The following is a 15,703-nucleotide window of genomic DNA, read 5'->3' as shown; positions in this document are numbered from 1 at the left end:
GAAGGGCCATGTTGACGAAAGATCAGCTGCGCGCGGCGCAGGAAAGGACGGCCGCTTTGTTCCGCGAAGCGGGAATCGTGCTGACGGCCGCGGAAAGGGACAACATCGAAATCGCCGATTTCGGGCTGAACGAGCTGGAGCGGCAAGGACTCGAGCTCGTCACTTACGTGAACAACGAGCGCTATTGCGCGAAGGAGCTCGTGCTGTTCCCGCGTCAGACGTGTCCGGAGCACCGCCATCCGCCGGTCGGCGACGATCCCGGCAAGACGGAGACGTTCCGGTGCCGGCACGGAAACGTGCTGCTCTACGTCGAGGGAGAGCCGGCGGAACGGCCGCAAGCCCGCATTCCGGAAGGAAGCGAGCCGTACTACACGGTATTTCGCGAAATCGTGTTGAATCCTGGCGACCAATACACGATTCCGCCCAATACGCTGCATTGGTTTCAAGCCGGCGATGCCGGCGCGATCGTATCCGAATTTTCGAGCACGAGCCGCGACGAGTTCGACGTGTTCACCGATCCGCGCATTAAGCGCATTCCGGAAGCGGCGGACTAAACCGGCCGCGGGTTATTGCACGCGGGAAAGCGAAAGCGATAGGCGGACCATATCCCGGCAGCGAATCCCGTTCTCGACGATTTCTTCCGGGTAATGCCGGACGAAAAAGTCCGGGTCGACGCCGGTAATGCGGAACCCGCACTTCTGGTACAGCGCAAGCTGCAGCATGCCGGAATTGCCGGTCCCGACCTCGATATCGGCGTAGCCGAGCGTTTTCGCCGTTTCGATGGCGTGCAGGACGAGACGCTTGCCGATGCCTTTCCCGTGCAGCGGCTCCGCCACGGCGACGTTGACGAGCTCGGCCGTGAGCGGACGGGTCGCGATCAGGACGTATACGCCGACGACGTCGCCCGCCAGCTCGGCGACCATGCACGTGCCGCGCCGCAAATAATCGTCGACCGCCTTGCGGGACGGATCCGCCAGCAGCAGCAAATCGAGCGGCGCCGGCTCGCCGTCCGCGAGCGGACGAATGACTAGGTGTTCCACGTTATCCTCTCCTTCAGTATTTCTGATCTTGCGATGGACCGCCCAGGCGAAAAGCCCCCGTGTCGGCCGGTACCCGGCTTCGATCGGGGGCTCCTTCATCGCCGGCGCCATCTTGTCATTCGCCGGCCAATGCGTCGCAAAACGCCTTCGCGTAGGGCGGAAGATCGGGCGGACGGCGGGACGACACGAGGTTCCGGTCGACAACGACCGGCTCGTCGATCCAGATCGCGCCGGCGTTCTCCATATCGTCGCGAATGCCGGGCGTCGACGTCACTTTGCGCCCCTGCAATATTTTCGCGGATACGAGCACCCAGCCCGCATGGCATATTTGTCCGATCGGCTTGCCCGCCGCGTCCATGTCGCGGACGAGCTGCAGCACTTTGGGGTACCGCCGCAGCTTGTCCGGCGCCCAGCCGCCCGGTACGAGCAGCCCGTCGACGGCGGAAGCGTCCATTTCGTCGAACGACAGGTCGGATACGGCCGGCACGCCGTATTTGCCGGTATACGTCTTGCCTTTGTCCGCGCCGGCGAGCTTGACGACGGCGCCTTCCTCGCGAGCCCGGTATATCGGGTACCACAGCTCCAAATCCTCGAACTCCTCGTCCACGAGGCAGATCACTTGCTTGCCGTTCAATCGCATCGTTACATCCCTCCGTGCAACATTGTACCATAAAACCGTTGCAAAATTTACCCGCTCCTTACATAATGGGGAATGATCGGACGGACGGGCCCGCCGCAGAGCGTTCGCCGTTTCGTCGACTATTCGAGGACCGGACGGGAGGAACGCCATGCATCGGATCGTGCGCTGGCTGCCGGCCGTCGCCTGTATGGCGGCCATTTTTTATTTGTCCCACCAGACGGGGGACGACCTCGGGACGCTGCTTCCTTTTTTTCAACGGCTGCTGCCGGCGATGGAAAGCTTCGACTGGGGGCATTTCTTCGCCTATTTCGGGCTCGCGCTCACGTATTACTGGGCGCTGCTGCCCCGGCTGTCCGGATGGGGAGGGAAGGCGCTCGTCGTGCTGCTGAGCGTGCTGTACGGCGTGACGGACGAATTCCATCAACGATTCGTGGAAGGCCGGATGTCCGACGTGCGCGATCTTCGCAACGACGCGATCGGAGCGGCGCTCGCCATGCTGTTCGTTTCGCTTCCCGCGATCGACCGGCTTCTCCGCCGCGCTTCGGACGCTAGCAAAAAATACTAGCGTCGGGCGGAAGGAGATTCGGGACGAAAATCGAATTGGTATACATCACATACCGTCCATAGACAGCGAGGGCCGACCGGGAAGGAGTGCTTTTGGGAGTGCAAAAGCCATGCAATTGCGGAGCGACGATGCACATTCGTCTGCGCACCGTCATTTTTCAAAATAAAGTGGAGATCGAGAACGTGCCGATTTACTCGTGCGACGATTGCCATCGTTCGGAAGTGTTTCCGCCCGTCAAGCCGGAGCTGACCGGCTACATCCGGACGCTCGGTCCGAAGCCCGAGCCGGCGACGGTGTCGTTCGGCGATTTATCGGAGCTCGCGCACCTGATGCAGATGGCGACGAGCAAGGAGCACCAGCACCGTTCCGTCGAATCGATTGTCGAAGATCGGGTCAACGAGCTGCTCGATCTGCTTCTGCTTGCCCGGTCGCTCGAAGACGGCGCGTGGGCGGAAAACGTCCGGCACCGGTTGACGCAAATTACGAGTCATATGACCACTACATATCGTCTGTCTTGAGAAAGAAGGGGATATCGGCGAAGGAAACGGGACCGTTTTCGCGCCGCGAGCGACAAGCCGACGCAAGTTGGCTTTTTTGCCTTGTTTTTGGTAGTATTTAATAGTAGGCAGGAAACGGAATGCGAGAGGTGTGAACGACCGATTGGAAACGATCGAACTGGAATCCGAGAAGCAATGGCTCAGCTTGCTCGAATCGAGCTCCGAGACGCCGGTGCTCGTGTTCAAGCACAGCACGCGCTGCCCGATCAGCGCCGAAGCCCATGACCAATGGCTGTCTTACTTGGGCGATTCGCCCAATCCCGATATCGAATACGCGATCGTGCTTGTCGTCGAATCGCGCCCCGTGTCGAATTTGATCGCCGACACGCTGAACGTGAAGCACGAATCGCCCCAGGCGATTCTCGTCAAGGGACGCCGGGCGGTATGGCATACGTCGCACGGACGGATAACCGAGCCGGTGCTGCGGGAAGTGCTCGGCGGCGATTCTGTAACCGAAATGTAACCGTGTTTTCATTGCGATTTGGGCGGTTTTGTCGTATGATGTATGCAAATGGAAGAGAAAACGTTTCCTTTCGCTTTTACACTGAATACTGGAGTAGATGATAGTGACCGTAACGATTTATGACGTCGCCCGCGAGGCCGGCGTGTCGATGGCGACCGTATCGCGCGTCGTCAACAACAACCCGAACGTAAAACCCCAAACGCGCAAAAAGGTATTCGAAGCGATCGAGCGTCTCGGCTACCGCCCCAATGCGGTGGCGAGAGGTCTCGCCAGCAAGAAGACGACGACCGTCGGCGTCGTCATTCCCGACATCTCCAACTCGATTTTCTCCGAGGTGGCCCGCGGGATCGAAGATATTGCGAACATGTACCATTACAATATCATTTTGTGCAACGCCGACAAGAAGAAGGAGAAGGAAATCCGCGTCATCAACACGCTGCTCGAAAAGCAGGTGGACGGGCTCCTCTTCATGGGCGGCACCGTCACCGACGATCACCTGCAGGCGTTCAAAACGGCTTCCGTCCCGATCGTCCTGTGCGGCACGACGGACGACAAGGATACGATTCCTTCGGTCGACATCGACCACGAATCGGCCGCTTACGACGCCGTCAAGCTGCTGATCGGACAAGGCCATACGAAGATCGGCATGATCAGCGGCACGCTGCAGGATCCGGCCAACGGCTACGCGCGCTATCAAGGGTATAAGAAGGCGCTCGAGCAGGCGGGCATTCCGGTCACCGAGGAACGGGTACGCGTCGGCAACTACCGGTACGAGTCCGGCTATGAAGTGATGAAATATTTCCTCGAGCTGTCCGACCGCCCGACCGCGATATTCGCGGCGACCGACGAGATGGCGATCGGGGCGATTCATGCGGCCCAGGACCAAGGGCTGAAGGTGCCGGACGATCTATCCGTCATCAGCGTCGACAATATCCGGATGGCTTCGATGGTTCGCCCGCAGCTGACGACCGTCGCCCAGCCGATGTACGATATCGGCGCCGTGTCGATGCGGCTGTTGACGAAGCTGATGAACAAGGAAAACGTCGAAATGTCCAAAGTGACGTTGCCTCACGAAATTATTCAGCGCAAATCGGTGGCTCATGCATAATGAGCCGCTTTTCTTTGTCCGGCAAACCCGCGGCAGCGAGATTGAGAAGGAGGCGGTTGACGCATGTGGAACAAAATCGGCCTGATCGGCGCGATGGTCGAAGAAATTCAACGAATCGAGGAACGGCTGGAAAGCCGGACCGTCACGGATAAAGCGGGCATCCGCTTCATGGAAGGAACGTTTTGCGGCAAGCCGGTCGTGCTGTGCAAATCCGGGGTCGGCAAAGTGAACGCGGCGGTTTGCACGCAGCTGCTGATCGACCGGTTCGGCGTGGACGCCGTCGTCTTCACCGGCGTGGCGGGCGCGCTCGACCCGTCGCTCGACATCGGCGACATCGTCATTTCGACCGACTGCCAGCAGCACGATATGGACGCCTCGCCGCTCGGGTTTCCGCGCGGCACGATCCCGTTCGCGGAGACGTCGGTCTTCCCGGCGCATCCGGAGCTCGTCCGGCTCGCCGTCGAGGCGAGCGAGCGGCTGGCCGAAGGCCGCACGCTGCAGGGGCGCGTCTTGTCCGGCGACCAATTCGTCGCCGACCGCGAGACGGTCCGGCTGCTGCACGAGCGGCTCGGCGGCGCCTGCACGGAGATGGAAGGCTCCGCCGTCGCGCAGGTGTGCGCGATGAACGGCGTGCCGTACGTCGTCATCCGTTCGATGTCGGACAAGGCGGACGGGTCGGCGCACGTCAATTTCGCCGAATTCGCGGTGCAGGCGGCGGACCGCTCGTACCGCATCGTGGAGCGGATGATCGGCTCGATGTAAACGAATAGAGGCGTACGAACGGATTTCCCGTCGTACGCCTTTTTTTGCAGCCTGCCGAAGCGCTCATTTCGGCACGTACATCAGCGCGATTTCCCGTGCGCGCCGGTTGCTTTCGACGATTTCCCGGCGCCGCGGCATCGGCGTCCACAAGTCGGTCGGGTCGAGCCACGTCGTCGGCAGCTCCACGGGACTTTTGTCCGCCCACGCCGCCAGCCAGTCGGCCGGCAGCGGCAAATCGGGCTCGCGCTCGATCCGGTCGAGCAGCGGATGCTCCGTCATGGCGAGCCAGACGAAGCTCCACGCCCGCGGCACGACGCGCCAGATGTCGTAGCCGCCTCCGCCGAGTGCGATCCATCGTCCCCCGCAGTACCGATGCGCCAGCCGGTGAATCGTCCGCGGCATATCGACGTAGATGCGGGTGCTGCAATGGACGTGGGCGAGAGGGTCGAGCGCGTGGGCGTCGCAGCCGTGCTGGCTGACGATGACGTCCGGCTTGAAGAAGCGGACGACCCGATCGAGCGCCTCGTCGAACCCTTCCATCCACGACTCGTCTTCCGTATACGGCTCCACCGGCACGTTGACGCACATGCCGTAGCCTTCGCCTTCGCCGCGCTCGTTCGCCGCTCCCGTGCCGGGAAACAAATATTTGCCCGTCTCGTGAAACGATAGCGTGCATACGTTCGGGTCGTGGTAAAACGACCATTGCACGCCGTCCCCGTGATGGACGTCCGTATCCACATACAGCACCTTGACGCCGTAGCGGGCGCGGATGTAAGCGATTGCGACGGAGGCGTCGTTATAGACGCAAAAACCGGCGCCCTTATTGGGCATGGCGTGGTGCAGGCCGCCGCCCAAATGCAGGGCGTGATCGGTCATACCCGACATGACGGCCTCCGCCGCTTCGATCGATCCGCCGACGATTTGCAGCGTCACGTCGTGCATGCCCGCGAAGTAGGGCGTATCGTCGGTATTCAAGCCGAACCGCTCCGCGTCGCGTACCGCCTCCTCGGACGGATGCGGCTCGCTCAGCCGCTTGACCGCCTCGACGTATTCGGGCGTATGAACGAGGAGCAGATCGCGCTCTCCGGCTTTGGTCGGCGTCACGATCTGCGAATCGTCCAGCGCGCCGGCTTTCCGGAGCAGGTCTCCGGTCAGAAGCAGCCGTTCCTGGTCGAACGGATGCGTATCGTTGAAGCGGTACAACGTTTCGTCTGGATGATAGACGTACACCGCATGTTGGCTCATGGCAGTTCCTCCGTTATATCAAAACATGAACCGTTGGCGAAAACGGATCGTATCGAATTTTTCCACCGAGGACTGCGGCACTTCCTTGCCGATGCGCACCATCAGGCAGTTGGCGGGATGGGAGCATATTTCCGGATCGTCCGTGGCGAACCAGATCATATCGACCGACTTCATCAGCTTCTCCATCATTTTGCGATAGTCCCATACGTTGGACAGGCTGCCCTTCAAGTCCCAATGCCAATAATACTCCGTCGTGAAGACGATCATGTTCTCCAATTGCCCGCCCTCGAACGCGAGCCGAATCATCGTCTTGCCGAGTCCGACCGACCGGTAGTCGTCCGCCACCTCGATCGCTCCGAGCTCGACGAGATCCTCCATGTTGCCTTCGGACCAGCGTTCCATCTCGTCGGGATAATGGAACGTGACGTAGCCGACAATCGTGGAGCCGTCCCGGGCGAGAATGATGCGGCCTTCGGGAAGTTCGGCGATTTCGACGAGCGCCTCGTGCTGCTCGTCGGGACGACGAAAGGCGTCCAAATCGGGATGCATGCGCATATCCCGCAGACGGCCCGGCTCGACCGGCCCTTCCACAAGCAGCGGGCGGCCCTCGTATTCGACTTCGCACGAATGGTACAGTTTGCGGTGCTCCATGAGCGGCTCCTTTCCGGATGCGTATCGTTCCTTGAACACGAGCTCCCTTAAGCTACTTATAACAGATTCGGGGGGAGTTGAAAAGGAATGGGCGCATATTTTCAGCTATGCTATAATAGAATGGCCACAAAACTTCCAAACTTTTCACATCTTGGAACGAAAGACGACGGAACGGAACAATGGGGACGAGCGTCCCCGGGAAGCGGCGTTAGGATTCGATAGGATCTTATACCGGGAGGGAAAGCTCATGAGCAGCGAGCAGAAGGAAACGTTGCGTGCGACCGCCGCGAACGCCAACTTGACCAGCTACGAAGAAGCGCGCAGGACGTTCGATTGGTCCGAGGTGGAGAAGCATTTTACTTGGCACTCGACGGGCAAAGTGAACATGGCCTACGAAGCGATCGACCGGCATGCCGAAGGCGGCTTGGCGGACAAGGTGGCGCTGCATTACAGCGACGCGACCCGATTGGAAGCGATTACGTACGCGCAGATGAAAGCGAATTCGAACAAGTTCGGCAACGTGCTGCGCCAGCTCGGCATCGGGAAGGGAGACCGCGTCTTCATCTTCATGCCGCGCTCGCCGGAGCTGTACTATGCCTTGCTCGGCACGATCAAAATCGGCGCCATCGTCGGGCCGCTGTTCGAAGCGTTCATGGAACAGGCGGTTCGCGATCGCCTCGAGGACAGCCAAGCGGTCGCCATCGTCACGACGCCTTCCCAATTGCCGCGTGTCCCGGTCGCCGACCTGCCTCACCTGAAGCACGTCATTCTCGTCGGAGACGACCTGCTGCAGCTGGCCGCCGGACAAGTTGATTTCAAGGCCGAGATGGCGCAAGCTTCCGACGAGCTGGCGATCGAATGGGTCGACCGCGAGGACGGGCTCATCCTGCATTACACGTCCGGCTCGACGGGCAAGCCGAAAGGCGTCTTCCACGTTCACAACGCGATGATTCAACATTATTATACGGGACGCATCGTCCTCGATTTGAAGGAAGACGACGTATACTGGTGCACGGCCGACCCGGGCTGGGTGACGGGGACGAGCTACGGCGTATTCGCCCCGTGGCTGAACGGAGCGACGAACGTCGTGCGCGGCGGACGGTTCAAGCCGCAAGACTGGTACGATACGATCGAGCGGTTCAAAGTGACGGTCTGGTACAGTGCGCCCACGTCGTTCCGGATGCTGATGAGCGCGGGCGACGACACGGTAAAAGCGTTCGACTTGAGCAGCCTTCGCCATGTATTGAGCGTAGGGGAGCCGCTTAATCCGGAAGTGGTCCGTTGGGGATTCAAAGCGTACGGTCAGCGCATCCACGACACGTGGTGGATGACGGAGACCGGCGGCCAGCTCATCTGCAACTACCCGAGCATGGATATTCGGCCGGGCTCGATGGGCAAGCCGATTCCGGGCACGGACGCCGCGATCATCGACGATAACGGCAACGTGCTGCCGCCGAACCGGATGGGCAACCTGGCGATCAAGACGCCGTGGCCGTCGATGATGCGGGCGATTTGGAACAATCCGGCGAAATACGAGGAATATTTCCGCTTTCCCGGCTGGTACGTATCGGGAGATTCCGCCTACATGGACGAAGACGGCTACTTTTGGTTCCAGGGCCGCGTCGACGACGTCATCAACACCGCCGGCGAACGGGTCGGACCGTTCGAGGTGGAAAGCAAGCTGATCGAGCATCCGGCGGTCGCGGAGGCGGGCGTCATCGGCAAGCCGGACCCGATTCGCGGCGAAATCATCAAGGCGTACATCGCGCTGCGCGAAGGGTTCGAGCCGAGCGACGAGCTGAAGGCCGACATCGCCAAATTCGTCAAGGAAGGGTTCGCCGCGCATGCGGCTCCCCGCGAGATCGAGTTCAAGGATAAGCTGCCGAAGACGCGCAGCGGCAAAATAATGCGCCGCGTCCTGAAAGCGTGGGAGCTCGGCCTGCCGACCGGGGACCTGTCGACGATCGAGGATTAGAATCGGTATATCGTTTCGAAACCACCCCGTCGGCTCGCCGATGGGGTGGTTGCCTTTCGTGCGCATAGGTTCGTTATAACGAAACGTTCCCTTTCCTGCGGCGAACCGGTCGTAGTACAATAGACGCTCATTCGTCCGGAAAGGGGACTGGCTATGGATCGAATCGCCGTCATTTCCGATATTCACGCCAACTTGCCGGCGCTGCGGGCCGTCTTGGCCGATATCGATCGGAGGAATATCCGGCGCATCTTTTGTTTGGGCGATTTGGTGGGCAAAGGGCCGCATCCGTCGGAGGCGGTCGACCTCGTGCGGGAGCGGTGCGAGGTCGTGCTGCAGGGCAATTGGGATCACAAGATGACGCTTCCGCCGGAAAACGAGGAATGGGTATGGCAGCTGTGGGGGCAGCCGCTGCTCGGGGACGCCCGGCTCGATTATTTGCGGGGCCTGCCGTTCTCGCACGATTTTTATTGGAGCGGGCGCAAAGCGAGGCTTCTGCACGCTTCCCCGACGAGCGTATACGATCGAATCCGGTTAAAAGCGACGGAGGCCGAAAAAATGGCCATGTTCGACAACACGCCGTTAACCGTAGATTGGCTGGGGAGGAAGGGGGAGGCGCCCGATCTTGTCCTGTACGGGGACATCCATATGGCATACGCCCTGCCTTTGGAAAATCGCTTCCTCGTCAACGTCGGGAGCGTCGGACTGCCGCTCGACGAAAATCCGCTGGCCGCCTACGTCGTGCTGGAAGGCCTCTTGCACGGAGAGGAGAGCTCCGCCTTCTCGGTGCAAATCGTTCGAATTCCTTACGATCGCGATGAAGCGCTTCGGGAAGCGGCCGTTACGGGCATGCCGAGGCGGGAGAAATTCGTCCGAGACGTCACCCGGGCGAAATAACGAAGCCGCCCCGCCTCTTGCATGGAGGCGGGGCGGCTTTTTGCAGGCTACTCCTGCTTTTTTTTGCCGGTATATTGCACCGCTTGCGACGCCTTCGATTCGCCGGCGTCGTTGACGGCGACGACCCGGTACCAGCCGTCGTAAACGATCGCGTAATAGCTCAGCTTGTTGGATTCGCTGGACTGCAGCTTCTTGTATGTGCCGTCCTGCTTGTCGCTGTAGTAGACGTCGTACCGTTTCACCGCTTCCGCCTTCGGGTTGGCGGACCAGCCGATCTCGATGCCGACGCCGGACGCCTTGACGGAAACGTTTTTCGGAGCGGTCGGCGGCGTTTTGACGTCGGTCTTCTCGTCCGGCTTCTCGCCCGGCTTCTCACCCGACGGCTGGACGGACCCGTCGCCGGGCTGCGAACCCGACGACCCGCCGCTAGGCACGCCGAACGGATCGAGCGGAGACGAGACATCCGCGGAATGGCCGTCCGTGTATACCGCCTTGCTCGGCTTCGACTCCCGGCCGGCGACGTCGACCGCCGTAATGTAGTAGCCCGCGATATGCTGGCCCGGGGCGATGTCGGTGAACAGCCGGTCTTGGCCGGTCAAGACGACTTTGCCCGCGACCCGCTGGAAGCCCGCGGTCGAGTCGGATTTGTACAGCCGGTAGCCGACGATGTCGGCGCTGCCGGCTTCCTGGAACGTGATCTCGGTTTTGTCGCCGGACCGCTTCAAGACGACGGCGCCGGGCGGATTCGGATTTTGCCCGTCGTCGGCGCGCGGATCGACCTCGGAAGCGGCGTCGTTCTCGTAATCGAGCGGATAATAATGGTCGATGCTCGGCCGGTTGTTCGCCGGCAGCTGCGGCAAGATCGCCTCGATTTCCTTGATGATGGCGGCGATCGGCCGCTCGCGCTTGACGACCGTTTTTTGCAGCACCATATCGTCCGGCGTGCTTGGCTGCGGCAGGTACACTTTGCCGTCGAACGTGACGTACTTTTGGTTGATCAGCACCGAGTCTTCCTCGGTCGGAATAAACTTTTTGTTGAAGATGTCGGTGACGAGCTTGCCCGCTTTTCTCGTCTGCTCGTTCGGCAGCTTGCCCGAATAGCCCGACACCGTCATGCTGACGATGTTGGCCGGCTTGACGAAATCTTTCGTCACGAGCAGATCCGGCTTCTTCTCGACGACGGCGTTCATCACCTTCGCCCAAATTTTCATGGCGCGCTGCGTGCCGCAGCCGAGCTCGCTCGACATGCTGCAGCCCGATTTTTTCAGCGTATGCTTTTGCTGGTCGTATCCGGCCCAGACGCCGACCGTAATGTCCGGCGAATAGCCGATAAACCAGGCGTCCCCGTCGTTTTGGGTGGAGCCGGTTTTGCCGGCGACGGGCGTTTTGCCGTAATACTTGAACTCTCTTTTCAACAGCGACGCGGTGCCGGAGCTGATGACCGTTTTCATCATGTCGGTAATGATGTAGGCCGTCTCCTCCGAGAAGACCGGCGTCGGCTTCACTTGGTGCTCGTAGACGACTTTGCCTTCGGAATCCGTAATTTTGCGAATGAGGAACGCGTCCGTGAACACGCCCTTATTCGGAATGGCGCTGTAGGCGTTCGTCAGCTCCTCGACCGTCACGCCTTTGGAGAGACCGCCGATGACGCCGGTTTGCGCCGCGTAGTCGCTTTTCTCGAGCGTCGTAATGCCGAGCTTCTTCGCGAAATCCCAGGCGTTGTTGATGCCGACGACGTCGAGAAACACTTTGATCGCCGGGATGTTGTACGACTGGTTCAACGCATGGCGCGCGGTGACGAGGCCGTGGAAGTCGTTGTCCCAGTTTTCCGGCAAGTGGAATCCTTTGGAGCCGTCCTTCAAAATGACGGGCACGTCGTCGATAACCGTCGCCGGCGATATCGCGCCTTTATCGATGGCCGGGATGTAGGCGGCGATCGGCTTCATCGTCGAGCCCGGCTGCCGGGTCATTTGCGTCGCCAAGTTCATCTGCTCTTTGTAAAAGTCGCGGCCCTCGATCATGCCGAGAATGGCGCCCGTCTTGTTGTCGAGGGCGATCGCGGCGATCTGCTCCATCCCTTTCTCCTTGTCGTCCGGGGTGAAGTTGGCCTTATTGTCGGAGATGGCGTGCATCTCGTCGTACAGCTGCTTGTCGATCGTCGTATAGATGTGGTAGCCTTTGCGCAGCAGCTCCTCCCGCGTCTGCTTCACCGCTTCCGCGAACTGCTCCTGGCCTTCCTTCGTATCCTTTTTCAGATCGGGATTGGCGATATCGGCGAGCACTTCCGCCGCTTTCCGTTCGACCTCGAGCATCAGGTACGGGTATGTATTGTACGCCTTTTGCTCGGACTTGGCGAGCGAGCCCTTGATGTCGAAGGCGAGCGCCTCTTCGTATTGCGCCTGCGTCAGCTTTCCTTCGTCCAGCATCCGCTTCAGGACGAGCTTCATCCGGTCGACCGCGCCGGCGAACCCTTTCTCGTCGAGCTCCCCGCGGCTCGTGAACGCCGAATATTTGGACGGCAGCTGAGGCAGCCCGGCAAGGTAGGCCGCTTGGGCCGTATTGAGCTGGTTCAGGTCGTCGATATTGAAAATCCCTTTGGCCGCCGCCTTGATTCCGAACAGATTGTAGCCGGACGAGCCGTTGCCGTACGGAATTTTGTTCAGGTAGGCGAGCAAGATTTGCTCCTTCGACAGCAATCGCTCGAGCCGGAGCGCCAAAAAGATTTCTTTCGCCTTCCGGTTGTCGCTCTTGTCGAGCGTCAGAAAGACGCGTCGGGCGACCTGCTGCGTGATCGTGCTGCCGCCGGTCTGCACGTCGGCGTTCGTCAGCTTCTGCGTCACGGCCCGGAAAAAAGCTTTCACGTTGACGCCGTAATGGTTGTAAAACTCGTGGTCCTCGATGGCGAGCACCGCGTCCTCGACGAGCTTCGGCAGCTCCTCGATGCCGATCGGCCGGCGGTCTTCCTCGGAGCGGAGCTGGCCGATTTGCGTGTCGTCGTTGAAATAGACGAAGCCGGTTATCGCATTTTCGTTGATTTTCTCCAAAATTTCGCTCTGCGGCCGGACCGGGTCGTCCTTCACCAGCGCGCTCACGTAGCCGAATGCGGCCCCCGCCCCCAAAAATCCGACGATGAGTCCGGTAAAGACCATCCATTTGAGGGTGACCAGGGTTATCCAGACCGCTTTTCTCGCTTTCATGTTGCGAATGAACGTAAGCTTGTTCGATAAGTCCTTGGCCATTCACTTTCCTCCTTCGGCATAACAGGCTTTATTATACCACAAAATTCATGGTTTGACTTTGCCGCGGTTTCTGTGATAAGGTAATTAAAAATTTGACGGCCCAAGCGGCCGTTCTGTTGCAAAGCGACGAAGGACTGCGCCGCGGAATCGTCTCCGGCGGGCGCGAGTAAGCGGGCGAAGCGGGCGTTTCAGAGAACCGGCGGGTGGTGCGAGCCGGTACGCCGCCGCCGGCCGAATTACGGTCCGGAGCAGCGGGAAGGGAAGCGCGCCTGCGAAGGGCGGCGCCAATTTTCCGCCGGGTTCTCCCGTTACAGGGAATCGAGCGAGAACGCTCGGATCGGATACGGATGCAGCGCGCCGGGGCGCCGCTCTCGATCCGGCACGGCGTTCTAATTAGGGTGGTACCGCGGGTTTGAGCCTTCCCGTCCCTTGTGGACGAGAAGGCTTTTTTGCGTTTTTCCGCAGAGACTGCCGCGGACAACCGCAAATCGACAACGAGGGGATGGGGCAAAATGGAGAGGAACATGACGTTGACGGAGGAGCAAAGGAGCGAGGTCGAGCGCCAGCTCGCGGCGATTCGCCGGGGGGCGGCCGATATCGTGCCGGAGGAGGAGCTCAGACGGAAAATCGAGCGTTCGGTCGTTACCGGCAAGCCGCTCAAAGTGAAGCTCGGGCTCGATCCGTCCGCGCCGGACATTCACGTCGGGCATACGGTCGTGCTGCACAAGCTGCGGCAATTTCAGGAGTTCGGGCACGAGGTGCAGCTCATTATCGGCGATTTTACCGGTCGGATCGGCGACCCGACGGGCAAGTCGGAGACTCGCAAGCAGCTGAGCGAGGAGGACGTGCTGCGCAACGCCGAGACGTACCGGACCCAGCTGTTCAAGCTGCTGCATCCGGATCGGACGACCGTCCATTACAATTCCCATTGGCTCGGCAAGCTGCATTTCGCCGACGTCGTCCAGCTTGCGGCCAAGGTGACGGTGGCACGCATTTTGGAGCGCGACGATTTCGCGAAACGGTATGCGAACGGGCTGCCGATCGGGGTTCACGAGTTTTTTTACCCGCTTATGCAGGGCTACGATTCGGTCGAATTGGAGAGCGACGTCGAGCTCGGCGGAACCGATCAGACGTTCAACGTGCTGATGGGCCGCGTGCTGCAGAAGGAATACGGCAAGGAGGCGCAGGCGGTCATCACGATGCCGCTGTTGCCCGGTCTCGACGGCGTCAACAAAATGAGCAAAAGCTTGGGCAATTATATCGGCATCGACGAGTCCCCGACCGACATATACGGCAAAACGATGTCGGTGCCCGACGCGCTCATGATCGACTACTTCCGGCTCGCCACCGACTTGCCGGACGAGGAGCTGCATCGGTTGGAGGCGGGGCTTGCGGACGGGACCGTCCACCCGCGGGACGCGAAGATGAAGCTGGCCTGCACGTTCGTCCGGATGTACCACGGCGAAGCCGCGGCGGAAGAAGCCGAGCAGCGGTTCGTCGCCGTGTTCCGGGAAGGCGAGCTGCCGGAGGACATCGCCGAGGCCGAGCTGGTTCTCTCCGAGTTGACGGACGAAGGGGGCGCGGTCCGGCTCGTCCGGCTGCTCGTGGCCGCGGGGCTGCAGTCGTCGAACGGCGAGGCGAAGCGGAGCGTCGAGCAGGGAGGCGTCCGGCTGAACGGAGCGAGAGTGACCGATCCGAACGCCGTCGTGACGGTCGGCGACGGGGACGTGCTGCAGGTCGGGAAACGCAAGTTCGCGCGCATCCGGCTGCGCTGAGAGCCGCGCCCGTCAACACGGCGGGCACAAGAAAACCCCCAAGCGGTCGCTTGGGGGTTGCGGTTCTTCTTAGCGGCTGTAAAACTCGACGATTTGCTTCTCGTCGATTTCTTGCGGAAGCTCCGAACGCTCCGGCAGACGGATGTACTTGCCTTCCATCGACGAATCGTTGAACTCCAGGTAGTTCGGCAGGAAGTTGCGGTTCGCAAGAGCTTCCTTGATCGAGGACAGGCCGCGGCTTCTTTCGCGCAAGCCGATGACGCTGCCGGTAGCGACCGTGTACGAAGGGATGTCCACTTTTTTGCCGTTGACCGTTACGTGACCGTGAGCGACGAGCTGACGAGCGCCCGCGCGGGAGTTCGCCAAGCCGAGACGGTAGACGAGGTTGTCCAGACGGCTTTCAAGCAGGATCATGAAGTTTTCGCCGGAGATGCCTTGCATGTTCGACGCTTTGTCGAACAGGTTGCGGAATTGCTTCTCGCCCAAGCCGTACATGTGGCGAAGCTTTTGCTTTTCTTGCAGCTGGATGCCGTAGCCGCTCAGCTTTTTGCGTTGTCCCGGACCGTGCTGTCCCGGAGGAAATGCGCGTTTCAGTTCTTTGCCGGTGCCGCTGAGCGAAACGCCGAGACGGCGGCTCAATTTGAATTTGGGGCCTGTATAGCGTGCCATGTATGAGTTGCTCCTTTGACCGTTAGTGTTAATTTCTATTGGGCGGCGGAATAGGGGAGACGTTCCGACGCGGCGATCGTTGCGAAACGGGGCGGTTCGCGCCCGCTTCCCGGCAAACAG

At 60.5% G+C, this 15,703-nt stretch carries 15 protein-coding genes; 9 read left to right on the top strand and 6 right to left on the bottom strand.

Annotation, left to right across the window (positions count from 1 at the left end):
- The first annotated feature begins 26 nt into the window (after positions 1 to 26).
- Positions 27 to 554: a D-lyxose/D-mannose family sugar isomerase gene (locus tag DLM86_RS13225; RefSeq protein WP_425453966.1), complete on the top strand. Its 528-nt coding sequence runs from the start codon at positions 27 to 29 to the stop codon at positions 552 to 554.
- Positions 555 to 566: 12 nt separating this feature from the next.
- On the opposite strand, the gene DLM86_RS13220 is transcribed toward DLM86_RS13225, so the two are convergent.
- Entirely contained in the window at positions 567 to 1,040 is a 474-nt protein-coding gene (locus DLM86_RS13220; RefSeq protein WP_245954572.1) for a GNAT family N-acetyltransferase, read from the bottom strand.
- A gap of 115 nt (positions 1,041 to 1,155) precedes the next feature.
- Positions 1,156 to 1,680, bottom strand: a complete 525-nt coding sequence (locus DLM86_RS13215; protein WP_110840484.1) for a type 1 glutamine amidotransferase domain-containing protein — start codon at positions 1,678 to 1,680, stop codon at positions 1,156 to 1,158.
- A gap of 148 nt (positions 1,681 to 1,828) precedes the next feature.
- On the opposite strand from DLM86_RS13215, the gene DLM86_RS13210 reads away from it, so the two are divergent.
- The 5 genes from DLM86_RS13210 to DLM86_RS13190 all read left to right on the top strand — a co-directional run bounded on the left by DLM86_RS13210 (position 1,829) and on the right by DLM86_RS13190 (position 5,135).
- Positions 1,829 to 2,245 (top strand): VanZ family protein, encoded by a 417-nt coding sequence (locus DLM86_RS13210; protein ID WP_110840483.1) that lies wholly within the window; start codon positions 1,829 to 1,831, stop codon positions 2,243 to 2,245.
- A gap of 98 nt (positions 2,246 to 2,343) precedes the next feature.
- Entirely contained in the window at positions 2,344 to 2,763 is a 420-nt protein-coding gene (locus tag DLM86_RS13205; protein WP_110840482.1) for a hypothetical protein, read from the top strand.
- A gap of 142 nt (positions 2,764 to 2,905) precedes the next feature.
- Positions 2,906 to 3,265, top strand: coding sequence for a bacillithiol system redox-active protein YtxJ (ytxJ, locus tag DLM86_RS13200; RefSeq protein ID WP_110840707.1), 360 nt, complete (start codon positions 2,906 to 2,908; stop codon positions 3,263 to 3,265).
- A 103-nt stretch (positions 3,266 to 3,368) separates the two neighbouring features.
- Complete coding sequence (gene ccpA, locus DLM86_RS13195) at positions 3,369 to 4,373, top strand: catabolite control protein A (protein WP_110840481.1); 1,005 nt, start codon at positions 3,369 to 3,371, stop codon at positions 4,371 to 4,373.
- 63 nt (positions 4,374 to 4,436) lie between these two features.
- The gene (locus DLM86_RS13190; protein ID WP_110840480.1) at positions 4,437 to 5,135 is read left to right on the top strand and encodes a 5'-methylthioadenosine/adenosylhomocysteine nucleosidase; all 699 of its coding nucleotides are present in this window, start codon (positions 4,437 to 4,439) and stop codon (positions 5,133 to 5,135) included.
- A gap of 63 nt (positions 5,136 to 5,198) precedes the next feature.
- Here the strand turns inward: DLM86_RS13190 and DLM86_RS13185 are convergent, their stop codons facing one another.
- Both DLM86_RS13185 and DLM86_RS13180 read right to left on the bottom strand, forming a co-directional pair.
- Positions 5,199 to 6,380, bottom strand: coding sequence for an acetoin utilization protein AcuC (locus DLM86_RS13185; RefSeq protein WP_110840479.1), 1,182 nt, complete (start codon positions 6,378 to 6,380; stop codon positions 5,199 to 5,201).
- Positions 6,381 to 6,398: 18 nt separating this feature from the next.
- Positions 6,399 to 7,031, bottom strand: a complete 633-nt coding sequence (locus DLM86_RS13180) for a GNAT family N-acetyltransferase (RefSeq protein ID WP_110840478.1) — start codon at positions 7,029 to 7,031, stop codon at positions 6,399 to 6,401.
- A 247-nt stretch (positions 7,032 to 7,278) separates the two neighbouring features.
- Here DLM86_RS13180 and acsA point away from each other — a divergent pair, with 247 nt between their 5' ends.
- The gene (acsA, locus tag DLM86_RS13175) at positions 7,279 to 9,006 is read left to right on the top strand and encodes an acetate--CoA ligase (protein ID WP_110840477.1); all 1,728 of its coding nucleotides are present in this window, start codon (positions 7,279 to 7,281) and stop codon (positions 9,004 to 9,006) included.
- Between the two features lie 153 nt (positions 9,007 to 9,159).
- The gene (locus tag DLM86_RS13170; protein ID WP_110840476.1) at positions 9,160 to 9,900 is read left to right on the top strand and encodes a metallophosphoesterase family protein; all 741 of its coding nucleotides are present in this window, start codon (positions 9,160 to 9,162) and stop codon (positions 9,898 to 9,900) included.
- 47 nt (positions 9,901 to 9,947) lie between these two features.
- On the opposite strand, the gene DLM86_RS13165 is transcribed toward DLM86_RS13170, so the two are convergent.
- Positions 9,948 to 13,139: a penicillin-binding protein 1A gene (locus DLM86_RS13165; protein WP_110840475.1), complete on the bottom strand. Its 3,192-nt coding sequence runs from the start codon at positions 13,137 to 13,139 to the stop codon at positions 9,948 to 9,950.
- A 512-nt stretch (positions 13,140 to 13,651) separates the two neighbouring features.
- Between DLM86_RS13165 and tyrS the strand changes: the two genes are divergently transcribed.
- Positions 13,652 to 14,914 carry a tyrosine--tRNA ligase gene (gene tyrS / locus DLM86_RS13160; RefSeq protein WP_110840474.1) on the top strand — a complete coding sequence of 421 codons (1,263 nt, stop codon included), beginning with the start codon at positions 13,652 to 13,654 and terminating at the stop codon, positions 14,912 to 14,914.
- A 69-nt stretch (positions 14,915 to 14,983) separates the two neighbouring features.
- On the opposite strand, the gene rpsD is transcribed toward tyrS, so the two are convergent.
- Positions 14,984 to 15,583: a 30S ribosomal protein S4 gene (gene rpsD, locus DLM86_RS13155; RefSeq protein ID WP_110840473.1), complete on the bottom strand. Its 600-nt coding sequence runs from the start codon at positions 15,581 to 15,583 to the stop codon at positions 14,984 to 14,986.
- Between the last annotated feature and the right edge of the window lie 120 nt (positions 15,584 to 15,703).

Origin of the sequence: Paenibacillus flagellatus, from assembly GCF_003217775.1 — a bacterium.
GTDB lineage: Bacteria > Bacillota > Bacilli > Paenibacillales > NBRC-103111 > Paenibacillus_AB > Paenibacillus_AB flagellatus.
This window is presented reverse-complemented; position numbering and strand designations above follow the sequence as displayed.

Bases quoted from the DNA above. Each gene is read 5' to 3' on its own strand.
- DLM86_RS13170 (WP_110840476.1), top strand. From the start codon at position 9,160: ATGGATCGAATCGCCGTCATTTCCGATATTCACGCCAACTTGCCGGCG.
- DLM86_RS13215 (WP_110840484.1), bottom strand. From the start codon at position 1,680: ATGCGATTGAACGGCAAGCAAGTGATCTGCCTCGTGGACGAGGAGTTC.
- DLM86_RS13165 (WP_110840475.1), bottom strand. From the start codon at position 13,139: ATGGCCAAGGACTTATCGAACAAGCTTACGTTCATTCGCAACATGAAA.
- tyrS (WP_110840474.1), top strand. From the start codon at position 13,652: ATGGAGAGGAACATGACGTTGACGGAGGAGCAAAGGAGCGAGGTCGAG.
- DLM86_RS13190 (WP_110840480.1), top strand. From the start codon at position 4,437: ATGTGGAACAAAATCGGCCTGATCGGCGCGATGGTCGAAGAAATTCAA.
- acsA (WP_110840477.1), top strand. From the start codon at position 7,279: ATGAGCAGCGAGCAGAAGGAAACGTTGCGTGCGACCGCCGCGAACGCC.
- DLM86_RS13180 (WP_110840478.1), bottom strand. From the start codon at position 7,031: ATGGAGCACCGCAAACTGTACCATTCGTGCGAAGTCGAATACGAGGGC.
- DLM86_RS13185 (WP_110840479.1), bottom strand. From the start codon at position 6,380: ATGAGCCAACATGCGGTGTACGTCTATCATCCAGACGAAACGTTGTAC.
- DLM86_RS13210 (WP_110840483.1), top strand. From the start codon at position 1,829: ATGCATCGGATCGTGCGCTGGCTGCCGGCCGTCGCCTGTATGGCGGCC.
- rpsD (WP_110840473.1), bottom strand. From the start codon at position 15,583: ATGGCACGCTATACAGGCCCCAAATTCAAATTGAGCCGCCGTCTCGGC.